Annotated in this window: 14 protein-coding genes; 8 read left to right on the forward strand and 6 right to left on the reverse strand. The window is 38.6% G+C overall.

Translation table 11 applies throughout. The annotated features are described in order from the left end of the window. The first annotated feature begins 4 nt into the window (after positions 1-4). A complete protein-coding gene (locus tag AC1DUW_RS08035) occupies positions 5-208 on the forward strand; it encodes a hypothetical protein (protein ID WP_477642307.1) in 204 nt (67 codons plus the stop codon). A gap of 443 nt (positions 209-651) precedes the next feature. Then, positions 652-1,071 (forward strand): MarR family winged helix-turn-helix transcriptional regulator, encoded by a 420-nt coding sequence (locus AC1DUW_RS08040; protein ID WP_053344820.1) that lies wholly within the window; start codon positions 652-654, stop codon positions 1,069-1,071. Between the two features lie 74 nt (positions 1,072-1,145). Here the strand turns inward: AC1DUW_RS08040 and pdxR are convergent, their stop codons facing one another. Beyond that, positions 1,146-2,537: a MocR-like pyridoxine biosynthesis transcription factor PdxR gene (pdxR, locus tag AC1DUW_RS08045; RefSeq protein ID WP_477642308.1), complete on the reverse strand. Its 1,392-nt coding sequence runs from the start codon at positions 2,535-2,537 to the stop codon at positions 1,146-1,148. Positions 2,538-2,642: 105 nt separating this feature from the next. On the opposite strand from pdxR, the gene AC1DUW_RS08050 reads away from it, so the two are divergent. Beyond that, positions 2,643-3,221, forward strand: a complete 579-nt coding sequence (locus AC1DUW_RS08050; protein ID WP_053344818.1) for a GNAT family N-acetyltransferase — start codon at positions 2,643-2,645, stop codon at positions 3,219-3,221. A gap of 51 nt (positions 3,222-3,272) precedes the next feature. Here AC1DUW_RS08050 and AC1DUW_RS08055 read toward each other — a convergent pair whose 3' ends face one another. The 3 genes from AC1DUW_RS08055 to AC1DUW_RS08065 form a co-directional block, all read right to left on the reverse strand. Continuing rightward, positions 3,273-3,425, reverse strand: a complete 153-nt coding sequence (locus tag AC1DUW_RS08055) for a hypothetical protein (protein ID WP_157443798.1) — start codon at positions 3,423-3,425, stop codon at positions 3,273-3,275. Between the two features lie 150 nt (positions 3,426-3,575). Continuing rightward, a complete protein-coding gene (locus AC1DUW_RS08060; RefSeq protein WP_053344817.1) occupies positions 3,576-4,028 on the reverse strand; it encodes a GNAT family N-acetyltransferase in 453 nt (150 codons plus the stop codon). Beyond that, positions 4,028-5,053, reverse strand: a complete 1,026-nt coding sequence (locus AC1DUW_RS08065; RefSeq protein WP_477642309.1) for a nitronate monooxygenase — start codon at positions 5,051-5,053, stop codon at positions 4,028-4,030. The genes AC1DUW_RS08060 and AC1DUW_RS08065 overlap by 1 nt, the downstream gene beginning before the upstream one ends. A 141-nt stretch (positions 5,054-5,194) precedes the next feature. On the opposite strand from AC1DUW_RS08065, the gene trhO reads away from it, so the two are divergent. Both trhO and AC1DUW_RS08075 read left to right on the forward strand, forming a co-directional pair. Then, positions 5,195-6,160, forward strand: a complete 966-nt coding sequence (gene trhO, locus AC1DUW_RS08070; RefSeq protein ID WP_053344815.1) for an oxygen-dependent tRNA uridine(34) hydroxylase TrhO — start codon at positions 5,195-5,197, stop codon at positions 6,158-6,160. Between the two features lie 781 nt (positions 6,161-6,941). After that, positions 6,942-7,220 carry a hypothetical protein gene (locus tag AC1DUW_RS08075; RefSeq protein ID WP_477642310.1) on the forward strand — a complete coding sequence of 93 codons (279 nt, stop codon included), beginning with the start codon at positions 6,942-6,944 and terminating at the stop codon, positions 7,218-7,220. 39 nt (positions 7,221-7,259) lie between these two features. Here the strand turns inward: AC1DUW_RS08075 and AC1DUW_RS08080 are convergent, their stop codons facing one another. Together AC1DUW_RS08080 and AC1DUW_RS08085 are read right to left on the reverse strand one after the other, a co-directional pair. Beyond that, positions 7,260-7,892, reverse strand: coding sequence for a superoxide dismutase family protein (locus AC1DUW_RS08080; RefSeq protein ID WP_477642311.1), 633 nt, complete (start codon positions 7,890-7,892; stop codon positions 7,260-7,262). A 160-nt stretch (positions 7,893-8,052) separates the two neighbouring features. Then, positions 8,053-9,357, reverse strand: a complete 1,305-nt coding sequence (locus AC1DUW_RS08085) for a CitMHS family transporter (RefSeq protein ID WP_053344807.1) — start codon at positions 9,355-9,357, stop codon at positions 8,053-8,055. 269 nt (positions 9,358-9,626) lie between these two features. Between AC1DUW_RS08085 and AC1DUW_RS08090 the strand changes: the two genes are divergently transcribed. The 3 genes from AC1DUW_RS08090 to AC1DUW_RS08100 all read left to right on the forward strand — a co-directional run bounded on the left by AC1DUW_RS08090 (position 9,627) and on the right by AC1DUW_RS08100 (position 12,331). Beyond that, positions 9,627-10,838: an MFS transporter gene (locus AC1DUW_RS08090; RefSeq protein ID WP_053344806.1), complete on the forward strand. Its 1,212-nt coding sequence runs from the start codon at positions 9,627-9,629 to the stop codon at positions 10,836-10,838. A 253-nt stretch (positions 10,839-11,091) separates the two neighbouring features. Beyond that, on the forward strand, positions 11,092-11,637 hold the full coding sequence (locus tag AC1DUW_RS08095; protein WP_053344805.1) for a dihydrofolate reductase family protein: 546 nt from the start codon (positions 11,092-11,094) through the stop codon (positions 11,635-11,637). Between the two features lie 196 nt (positions 11,638-11,833). Then, the gene (locus tag AC1DUW_RS08100; protein WP_477642312.1) at positions 11,834-12,331 is read left to right on the forward strand and encodes a DinB family protein; all 498 of its coding nucleotides are present in this window, start codon (positions 11,834-11,836) and stop codon (positions 12,329-12,331) included. The last annotated feature ends 248 nt before the right edge of the window (positions 12,332-12,579 follow it).

A 12,579-nucleotide genomic window follows, 5' to 3' on the forward strand; every position in this document is an offset into this window, starting at 1 on the left:
GACATTGGATAACAAAGATAAAGAAAAGTTTCTTGAAGAGCGTAACAATAAATTTAAGGCATTCAAAGAGAATCAAGAAAAGCAGCTAGAGCGTGACCAAGTTGTCATGCCCATTGAAGATTTACCAATTGATGAAATTAAATATGAACGAGAAGAAGAACGAAATAAAAAGGAAACTAAACAACGGTCCACCAGCGAAAGATTTTAAAGAAAAAACCAGCCAATCAAAGGCTGGTTTTTTCTTTAAGAAATCATGTTGTAAGTCACCCCAATTGGCAGCTATCTTTTCTGGCGACAGGATGTAGATATCATGTTTTTTCATTTCAATTTCCACAATTCTCATTTTTTATTACCGGAATTTTATTTTTGTCTTGATAATAAGTCTGTTGTCCATCGATATTCAATCTATAAATAACGGTATACATTTACATGGAAAAATAAAAAAGCCATTCTTTATAAGGATTCGTCTGTCAGTTTTTATTTACTTCTTGATTGATTTAAAATGATTTAGGGAGGCTTTTACTATAATACTTCTCTTCCCTCCCCTTGCTTCCAAAAAAAAACATTGACTGAAATGAATGATTCTTTACAATAGACTTTTAAGAATTAAAGAATATAATGGATTGGTCAACCATTATAAAGGAGAATCATATGACGAACCCTACTCAATTATTTCATCAATATTTACAAGTATCCAGATCATTAGTTAGTAAAATGAATGAACAAATTACAGCCCTTGAAATTTATCATAATCAGTGGACAATCTTGAATTATTTAAAGAACTGTGGATATTCCACCATCCCCGATATTTGTAATTACTTGGATGTAGATAGTGTTATCATCACACGTTCAGTCAACAGCATGGAACAGAATACTATGATTAAGCAGGTCCCTGGAAAAGATGAACAGGAAAAGCGAATCGAACTAACTCCCAAGGGCAAAGAAGTACATACAAAATGCCTTAAGATTGCAGAAAAGATTGAAGGAAAAGCCCTGGATGGCATTACTGAAGAAGAGCAGGACTTATTTTTCCAGACGGTCCTTAAAATCCTCAATAATATAAGGAACTGAATTGGTGCCTTATATTATTGTGGAAGATGTGATAGTCATGGCCTTTTCCATTGACCTCTTTTGAGTAAAACGAGCTAAAGCCATGCCTTTTTTAAAAGTCGGATTCCTTCTTCGATTTCCCTTTCGGTTAAACCACCATACCCAATTAAAATAGTCGGCTCTTTTACCTTCTTTGAATGATAAACCGAAGTTGGATGGACTTTCACCCCGACACTAGCAGCCGTTTGAATGAGCTCTGACTCAGTGCTGCTGTTTTTTACTTTTAACAGAACGTGTAATCCTGACTTTTCACCGATTACAGTTACACGATCATTAAAATTCTCTTCCATTGCATTCAGTAACACCTTATTCTTTTTACGATAAATCGTACGCATTTTATTCAGATGGCGTTCCCAATGTCCATTTTTCATAAAAAGACAGAGCGTTTCTTGAATCATTCTAGAAACGGTCTGTTTGTAACCTTTTAACTTTTCATGATAAAGAACAGCTAACTCCTTTGGTAACACCATATAGCCCACTCTAATCGTTGGAATCAACGATTTTGAAAACGTACCTAAGTAGATAACCCTTCCATTTGTGTCCAATCCTTGTAAGGAAGGAATTGGTTTGCCTGCATGACGAAATTCCCCGTCATAATCATCTTCAATAATATAGCCGTTGTTTTTCTCCGCCCAATTCAATAATTCCACCCTTCTAGTTATCGGCATGATCATGCCGGAAGGAAATTGATGGGAAGGAGTGACATAGGCAACATTCGCAGCACACTCTTTCAAAGTGTCAACACTCATTCCACTTTCATCTAATGGAATGAATGTCATATGGGCTCCCTCCAACCTCAATACCTCCCTAACCCGATGAAAGCAAGGGTCTTCCACCCCAAAGATCCGCTCGTTTCCAAGAAGTAACCGTAGTAGATGGATTAAATACTGTGTACCTGCACCGATTATGATTTGATCAGGAACACAGCGAACTCCTCTTGATTGAAAAAGATAGGCAGCAATCTCCGTTCTGAGACCAACTTCCCCTTGAGCATCACCACTGATAAACAATTCTCTTTCCTGATGATACAACGTATTAATTAAACATTTTTTCCACACGGAATGCGGGAAAGAGTCTATATCCACCCGTCCATGGTTGAAATCTATCTTGCTCGTTTCACGTTGAGGGAGTATCATTCCCTGTGAAACAGGCAACTGTTCCATTATAGGTAGTATCCGTTCTAAATCAGCTACGTAATAGCCTTTCCTTAAACGACTTTCCACATATCCTTCTGCTATTAACTGCTGATAAGCTGCATCCACCGTATTCAAGCCTATTCCTAAATGAATGGCAAGCTTTCGTTTAGAAGGTAATTTAATTCCAGCATTTATTTGTCCATTCTGAATTTCCACCTTAATATATTCATACAACTGAAGATATAACGGCTCTTTTTTTGTTTTTTCTAGAATTAGAGTGATTTCAAGCATCTGGACCTCCCTTAAAACTGGTTCTATAAATTATATCAGTTTTGGTTCTTATTACAGGACCAGAATATTTCTATAATTGAGATATCAACCAACAGGAGGAAAAATATGGATTACATTGAACTAATCGGGAAACATGTGACCCTCACTCCAATGATGGAAAATCATATCGAACCGCTTTATGCTGCTTCCCTGCCATCTGAAATTTGGGAATGGAGCGCCACAAAGATTTTGTCATATGAAGAGGCTGTGTCCTATGTAAAGGAAGGGATTCGAACAAGGGAAAAAGGACTGCATTATCCATTTGTCGTTATCGATCACGCTAATGATTCGATTATCGGCAGCACTAGCCTAAGAAATATTCAATTTGACAATCAGACGCTAGAAATCGGTTCAACTTGGTATCACCCCACCAAATGGCGGACAGCCGTTAACACAGAATGTAAGTACCTCCTTTTACAGCATGCCTTTGAAAAGTTGCGAATGAATCGAGTTGAATTTAGGACTGACGAATTGAACATAAGATCGCGTGCAGCGATAACCCGGCTCGGCGCCGTTGAAGAAGGTATTTTACGGATGGAGAAGAAATTGAAAGATGGAAGGATAAGGAATACGGTGGTTTTCAGCATTCTCGAGCACGAATGGCCTAGTGTGAAAAAGAATTTGGAAGTTTTTTTGGAAAGGTGAAGATGGAGAAAAAGAGTGCCTCTCTTTTTGTACACTCTTTTTCTCTTGTTGCTATTTTTCAGATGACTCTTTATGATTTCCCTGGATTTTCGGTAACGAATCCTTTTGCTTTTTCGTTGATCGAATGAATATGAACACGACAATCGCAAATAAAAACGGCATTAGTAAAGCAAAAAGAAGATAAATCATATCTCCAAAGAACACATTCCTTCCCCCTAAGCAAGTGCAGTCTTTCACCCGATGAAATGGAGGCCAATCATTCCCACCAGTTTTCCATCCCTGCGTCAACCCGCACTGTTGTCTGTAAAGTTTATCAGTACAATTTAATGATCGTTAGAAAGTCTCCGGGTTCCTTCAAATACTTTGTGATAAACGAATCATATCCAGACATTGAATTCCATTTTCATAAATAGCCTCTGGATAGTTCATAATAAAAAAATCACGATCGACCCCAGTGATTCTAAAACCACATTTTTGATAAAGGGCAAGCTGCCCTATCCCTGAATTCCCAGTACCAATCTCAATAGTTTTGTAACCTTGTGACTTAGCATAGTGAACAGCATGCATGACTAGTTGTTTTCCAATCCCTCTTCCGTGAAGTTGTTCTACCACTGCGATGTTGACTATCTCTATTAGTTCAGGTCTAATTTCTAACAAAACATACACTCCGATTATCTGCTCATCTATTTCAGCTACAAAGCACATCCCTTTTTCCAAGTATGCATCGACCAAATCCCTTGAAGGGTCGGCTAATAGCAACAAATGCATGGGAGGTAACTCATCTGGATATAATTTTCTTATCTCCATTAGTGCTCTCCTTTTAGTTCCTCAACAAGCATGGATATCAATTCAGATGCTGGAAGTTCCCTACTCAGTTTATATCCCTGTCCTGCCCATAAAGCCATCAATTCAGGATTGTTTTTTTGTCCTGCTGCTTTTCGCATTTGCTTGGTCATATGATGAACATACGGATAGGCCGCCGGTGCATCATTATCATACTCAGTTAAAAAATGATTCACCAAACCGCGTGCCCGGCGTCCACTGAAGGCTCGAGTAACCGCCGTTTGAGTAAAACGCGCATCATTAAGAGCTGCCTTATGAACGGGACTTGCACCACTCTCGGGGCAGCGAAGAAAAGCAGTACCCAACTGTGCCGATGTCGCCCCTGCTGAAAGGACGGCAGCGATATCCATTCCGTGCATCAGCCCGCCTGCCGCAATAATCGGTAACTCCAGTTCATTTTTAATCATTCGTATTAGCACTAAAAGACCATAATCTTCTTCTATACGGTTTTCAAAACTGGCTCGATGCCCCCCTGCTTCAATACCTTGTACACATAGAACATCCGCACCTGCCCCAGCCGCCGTTTTTGCTTCATGAAGGTTGGTTACTGTTACGACAATAGTGGAACCTACKCTTTGGAGCTCCCTAATTACATCTGTCTTAGGGCATCCAAACGTAAAACTAACAACAGCTACACGCAACTCTTTTAATACGGCTAATTTATTTACCCAATCATCATCATCACTGATTCCTTCCCCAATCAAAACCCCTACACTCTCTGCCTCTTTTTCTATTTTTTCACGATAGGCAGATAGTATCTCTTCGTCAGCAACCTCTTGATTTGGCACAAAGACATTCACCCCAAATGGGTGATCCGTCAATTGTCGGGTCTCCTCTATTTCTTTTTTCATGGCTTCCGCCGTCTTATAGCCAGCCGCGAGAAAGCCTAATCCCCCTGCATTAGATACCGCAGCCGCAAGCTTTGGAGTGGAAGCGCCTCCTGCCATCGGTGCTTGAATGATAGGATATACCACTAAATCTTTGAACATTCGATACAACTCCTTTTCATTTTTCTTCATGCTCTTATCATTTTTACGTTTTCTTGGTATAATGATTGTCTGTAAGAGAAAAGTGTCTTAATGATCACCCTTTATATCTTGCAAATATAAAACATAGGTGGTAAATCAAAAATGGAAACAAAGCCCTATAGAGTTTTACTGTACTATTTATATGTACCAATCGAGAACCACGAGGAATTCGCAGCCGAGCATCTTGCGGCCTGTAAAGAGCTTGAATTAAAAGGCCGAATCCTAGTGGCAGCAGAAGGAATCAACGGAACTGTTTCAGGTACGATTGAACAAACAAACCAATATATGGACATGATGAGAAGCGATTCCCGCTTTGCTGATATCGTGTTTAAAATAGATGAAGCAGATGGCCATGCCTTCAAAAAAATGCATGTTCGTCCTAAAAACGAACTTGTCACGCTTCGATTGGAAGATGACATCAATCCTAATCAGACAACAGGCAACTACTTGAGCCCGAAGGAATTTTTCGAGCAAATGCAAGATGAAAATACAGTCGTCCTTGATGCCAGAAATGACTACGAATATGAAATAGGTCATTTCAGAGGCGCAGTCAAGCCAGATATCACAAATTTCCGTGACCTTCCAGATTGGGTTCGAGAAAACAAGCAGATGTTTGAAGGTAAAAAAATCCTTACGTATTGCACAGGTGGAATCCGCTGCGAGAAATTCTCCGGTTGGCTTGTCAAAGAAGGCTTTGAGGATGTTAGTCAGCTTCACGGCGGCATCGCAACCTACGGGAAAGACCCGGAAGTTCAAGGCGACCTTTGGGATGGTCAAATGTATGTATTCGATGAAAGAATTGCTGTTCCGATCAATCAAAAAGAACATGTCATTGTCGGTCGCGATATTTTCTCTGGCGAACCATGTGAACGCTATGTTAATTGCGCTAACCCTGAGTGCAACAAAAAAATCCTTTGCAGTGAAGAAAACGAACACAAACATATGCGCAGCTGTACTCACGAATGCCGGGTGCATCCGCGTAACCGCTATGTAGTTGAGCATAACTTATCTAAAGAAGAAGTAGCAGAAAGACTACAGCAAATTGAAGAAGCCGTTACGGCTGAATAATCAAGCAGACCCGAATCAGTGGATGATTGTCCCTATTCGGGTTTTTTTATCCTCCTATTTAATCCTCATAAATTTTTTTCAAGATGTAAATCTACATCTTGAAATTCCCCCTACTGCTTTGGCATTCAATAAACTTCTAAACTAACTATCCGAAAATGCAATCTCTTCTTGTACTTCTATATCTAATCTTACTTCTATATCTAAATAGAAAAAACCTTTTTAAAAATCAAAAATAATAATTTAGATCAAGAACAGCAAAAAAGACTTTTTGTTATAGTTCAGTTTTCGTTTTTTCATAAACTTTTAATATTGTTTAGGATTTTTTAATATAGAGGAATCAAGGACTATCCTAGAACTATAGAAAGAATTATCATAATTTTATAATCAATTAATGTTAGCGCTGTAAATATAGTGAAAACTAAAAGGAGGAATTTTTCATGGTAGCAAGTCAACAGCAACCCGGATAACATACTAACTTGTCTGATACTCAACTTCAAAAACTCAACCAAATGCTCGTATTTGTTTCTCAATATAATGGGTTTTATAGAGAAAAGCTAGATAATATATCTTTTCGAGCTATTTTGAATTTTGAATATTCTTAAAATTCACTTCATATTGAATCACCTTGCAATAGAATTTGATAGAATTGATTCCCTTGATGACTCCTATTTAGATTTAATGGATGATTCTTGTTTCAGGAAGACTTGTAGAATCCAGTGGGGAAACGTAAACTTCGTGTGTGTTATATTTTAATAAAAGGATTAAAATGGAGGATAACCCGATGTACCAATTTCAAAATGAATTTCAACGAAAAGAAAGGATATTTAAGGCCTACATCTTTTTATTTATCATAACAGCGTTAGTCAATGTCTTTCTATTTTTGGTGGATACTAATTCAAGTTACCCGATTCTTCGTGGAAGTATCAGTTTATTATTTTTCTGTACCATTCTATACTTTGGCTTACGAAGGAACATTTGGGCTGTGCTTATCATTAAATCTTTTGTCTGGGTGCATCTATTCTTACTAATTATCATCTCTCTTAGTTTTATCTTCATGTAAAAAGCGATTCCTCCTTAGAAGAATCGCTCATACTCTTACTTATTTTTCCTCTTCAATTACAACAATTCCACAAGCTTGTCTGTCACCTGCATCACCTGTTTTCAAGGTATCTTCATCTGGTCCCTTTTTTCCATTAGCTCCATAACGGTCAGGGATATTAGCAAAATTGTCCGGGTTTGCATGAACGATGACAGCTAACTCTTCTTTCTTGAGTTGGTCTACCGTTATGCTATCTAATGTTGCCGTATATTTTGCAGTCCCATCTGCTTTTACATAAAGAGGGGGCATATCACCTGCATGACTGGAGTGTGTTTCTTCAGTTGGATTGTAGTGTCCTCCTGCTGTAGTGAAAGGACCTTCCTTAGCATCTGCGTCACATGCTGCGTTTTCGTGGACATGGAATCCATGATACCCTGGCTCAAGGCCTTTCAAAGTGGTCTCAATTACTACAGAATTCTCTTCCGCGGAAAAGTTGACAGTACCTAATGTTTTACCCTCTACATCTTTGACTTCTGCCTTCACCTGCGGATCTACCTCCGTTGGAGAATCTTGACTCACTGTTTTTGTATCTTCAGCATTTCTGTCTGCACCATTTGAATTATCCTCTGAATTACATCCATACAGTAAAAAGGCAGCACATATAGGCAGCATAAGTTTTTGTTTATAGTTCATGATAAATTCCCTCTCTCTCTGTTATGTATATTCTACTTAATACTTTCCACTATATAAACAGAAAGCGGAATAAATAGGAAAATAGATTACACTAGTGAGAGGAAACACCTTACTAATTTCACAGTCAACATTTTTTTATATAGCTTATTAGACTCACACTTTATAATGAGATAACGCCGAAAGTAATGGCCGCTATCGTCATGACGATTGTTGTCCCAAACGCCCATTTAAATAGGAATTTTTGATGGTCTCCAAAATCCACACCGACAAGGCCAATCAAAATGAATGTCGCAGGTACCAATGGGGATAAGGGAAATCCTGTTGTTGAATGACCTAACAAGGCTGCCCTTCCTATTTCTACAGGAGTAATTCCAAAGTTCGATGCTGTTTCACTTATAATAGGAAGAATTCCAAAGTAGTAGGCATCAGGTGAAAAAATGAAGCCCATCGGAATGCTCGTAAGCGCTACCACTAAAGGTAAATGTGCACCAAGCCAATCTGGAATAACCGTTACGATAGAAGCTGCCATCGAATCCATCATTTTTGTTTCCGTGAATACACCCGTAAAAATTCCGGCCGCGAAAATTAATGTACAAATCATGACAAAACTATTGGCATGACTTAGAATTCTTTCCTGCTGTTCTTGTGGATTTGGAAAGTTAACAAATAAAGCTATCGCAAAAGCAGCAGCAAATAAGATTTGTATCGGCAGCACTTCCATCACCAACAACACCATAAGTAAAATTGTTAAGAACCAATTAAACCAAAATAACTTGGATGTTCCATTAGAAGCTTCAACAGCCGCAGCTTGCTCGCTCATTCCAGGAGGCATAGCTGTCTCCATCGGACTAACACCTAATCTCTCTCTCTCTCTTTTGCCAAGTATATAAGCCGCAAACAGTGTCCATAACAGACCGCAAATCATAACAGGTATAAGCGGGATGAATAAATCTGATACTTCCACTTGAAGACTGGCGGCCGCTCTTACTAACGGACCTCCCCAAGGAATAATATTCATGACACCTGCAGCTAAACCAACGACACTGGCCAATACAAGCCTGTTCATCCCTAACTTCATATAAAGCGGTAGCATTGCTGAAACGGTGATCATAAATGTGGAAGAACCGTCTCCATCTAAACCTACTAACATCGTTATAATGGCAGTAGCCATGACAATTTTTAGCGGGTCGCCTTTTACAAAACTCAGTATTTTTGCGATCATAGGTTCAAATAAACCAACGTCAATCATCAAACCAAAATATAAAATAGCAAAAACAATCATGACTGCTGTTGGTGTTACCTTTAAAATACCTGCCACCATCATTTCTCCCATTTCGGAAGCAAACCCACCAATCAAGCCAAAAGCTATAGCAGTGAAGATGAAAGCGACAACTACGGATAGACGCTTTGTGATGACTAAGACAAGAAACGTTAAAATCATGCAAAACCCTAGAATTGATAACATGTGAAAATCTCCTTTAATTTGAAAAGTAAACGTACTTCTTTTTAATGCGATCTACAGACCCCTTTCATTTTTCTTATTTTTCTGAAAAATCAATATTTTCTCATTATATCATTGGTGCATTCATTAAAAAACAGGTTTTTCAAACTCTTACAACCATGTATCCCAAAAACTCATCCAAAATCAAATTCGTTTAATAAATTAGTATACTTCTGTATACTATTATTTAGGAACCCGAAGTTTATTTCGGAGGAAAGAAGTGTTGCTTGTAAATGAATGATCATAAATTAGCTAAACGGAATTTATTCATTATGTGGTTCGCCAACTTCTTCATTGGTGGAAGCATGACAATGGTTCTTCCATTCATATCTTTATACATTGGTACATTCGGCAATTATTCTACTCAATATATCCAGCATTGGTCCGGATGGACATTTGGAATTACTTTTGTGACTGCCTTTTTATTTTCACCTATTTGGGGGCGGATTGGAGACAGGTACGGGAGAAAGAAAATCTTGATTGCCTGTGCTTTTGGAATGGGGTTGTCTATTTTCTTAATGGGCTTTGTTCAAAATGTATGGCAGTTATTCCTCTTAAGAATGTTCATGGGAATATTCACTGGCTTCATTTCTATGTCGCAGGCCTTCATTTCTACCCAGACACCGAAGGAAATAGCCGGACGCGTTTTAGGAACATTGCAAACAGGGAATATAACTGGCTCACTCTTCGGGCCATTGATTGGCGGCATACTTGCTGACACTCTCGGCTATTCAACAGCCTTTAAATTCACCTCTATTACGATTTTCATATCTGGACTTCTCGTTTTTGCGACCAGAGAATACCAAGTGGAACGACAAAAAGGAACAAAGACGAGCTATACAAGCAGGGAGGTTCTCTCGCATATCTTACGGAATCCCATCCTAGTGAATGTCATGCTCATTTCGACACTTGTTCAAGTTGCCCACTTTAGCATCCAGCCTATTCTTTCTTTATACGTTGGCGAGTTGCATGGAACTTCCAATCTTGGATTTTATTCAGGTATCGCCTTTTCTGCAGCAGGCCTTGGGAATTTATTGATGGCACGGCACTGGGGCAAGATAGGTGATCGGCATGGACATGTGAAGATTCTTGTGCTGCTCCTTTTTCTGACTGCACTTGTCTACTTGCCTGGTGCCTTTATTAATCATTTTTGGCAGCTTGTTTTTGTACGTTTCATACTAGGCATGGCCATAGGTGGCATCATCCCTGTAAGAATTGCCTACATTCGCCAAGAAGCGCCCGTTGCAATGCAGGGGGAAGTACTTGGTTACAATACGAGTCTACGCTTTTTAGGCAATATCATCGGACCTGCTATGGGCGGAATGGTCGCTGGCTTCTATGGATTCTCAGCTGTTTTCATCACGACCAGCACCTTGCTTCTCATCGCCGGACTTGTCCTTTATGCCGCGATGCACCGCAATCCAGAGTTAGCCAGATCACATTAATCACATTTCCGCAAAACAGCCTGCTTCCAATTTGGAGCAGGCTGTTTTATTCTACTAGCAGAAAACACCTTTAAATGATAGAAAAATGATTAAAACGTGTCTTCATATAATATGAATAATTCAATTGAATATTTTAGAGCATGTTTTGATAATGAAGGATTAACGGTACCAGATTAGCATAATAACAATTAAAGGAAATTAAACTATTTTATAGAATTAATAAGGAAGTTTGTTTTCATGGAGGGATGTCTGAATGGCAAAATTGATTTATCATGTTGCAACTACACTTGACAACTTTATTGCAGATTTAAATGGGGTAGCTGACGATTCAATCTTTTTATCCGAAGGAGAGCACGTTACAGATTTCATATCCGATATACAGCAATATGATGCGGTCTTAATGGGTGGAAAAACGTACGAATACGGCTTTCAATTTGGTCTTAAGCCGGGCGAACCTAGTGCTTATAAGGGATTGAAGCATTATATTTTCTCAAACACCATACAGTTTGAATCTAACGATGAAGTGGAACTAATAAAAGGCAACGCAGTAGATTATATACACAATCTCAAAATTACAGAATCCGGTAAGTTGTGGCTATGCGGAGGTGGCCAACTAGGTGGTACGTTAATCAAGCATAAACTCATTGATCAATTAGTGTTAAAGGTCAATCCAGTAATGATTGGTGAAGGTATTCCTCTATTCGGCAGTGTTAAACCTCGTTTGACCTTGGAATTAGTTGATATGAAACAATATACGAACGGAGTAGTAAAACCAACTTATAATATTATTTATTCTTAGAAAATGTTGAATTTCTGAGAAATTTAGCTAACGGGTGCTTAACCTCAATAATGGAGGTTGCTTCGGCAGCTCTTTTTTGTATGGAACTATCCAGGTAAGCTTGTTGAAGTAACGGACCAGTATAACGAAATAAAGAATTGTAGGGCTATTTATTAAAATAATTAATAATAACCATTTACTTCAAGGGGGCTTTAGAATGAATCTAAAAGCTGTATTATTAGAACAAATGGGTGCTTGTTATGAACAAAAGAACTGGTTTGTACCTCTTAACATCGCAATAGATGGACTCTCAGCAGAACAAGCTTCTTGGAAAACAGGGGACAGCAATTCCATCTGGCAGATAGTTAACCATTTAATTTTTTGGAATGAACGGTATCTGAACCGATTCAAAGGTCTTCCACTTTCCCAAGAAGAAGTCAACAATAACGCTACGTTTGATAGTACGAATCCGAATGAAACAAATGAAGAATGGCAATCCGTAGTATTGCAGTTACTTAGAGTAATGTCTGATTGGGCTGATGCTATTAAAGACTGCGATGAAGAAAAATTTCATAGTGCTGCATATAAGGAATCTGATGCACCTTGGTCGTCAGTTATTGCAAATATAAATATTCATAATGCATATCATATCGGACAAATCGTGGAAATAAGAAAAGCACAAGTTGTATGGGATTCTAAAAATGGAGTTAATTAAATCCTTTCTTACTTAACTTATGGGTATGTTAGTTCTATACGAAGTATTGAAAATGATCAAAGCTTTAACTGATTGTTCTCCTCAATACCTAAAAGTAAACCGAAATCATCATTTGCAATTCGGTTATAGCTGCATCAACTATTTGATACGTTCATAATCGAGTAGGAGGAGGCGCCTAGCCTCCGACCTCTCACACCACCGTACATACCGTTCGGTATACGGCGGTTCAGTTTAAGTCTGACGTAGTT

The organism is Peribacillus sp. P4_C12 (assembly GCF_056402095.1).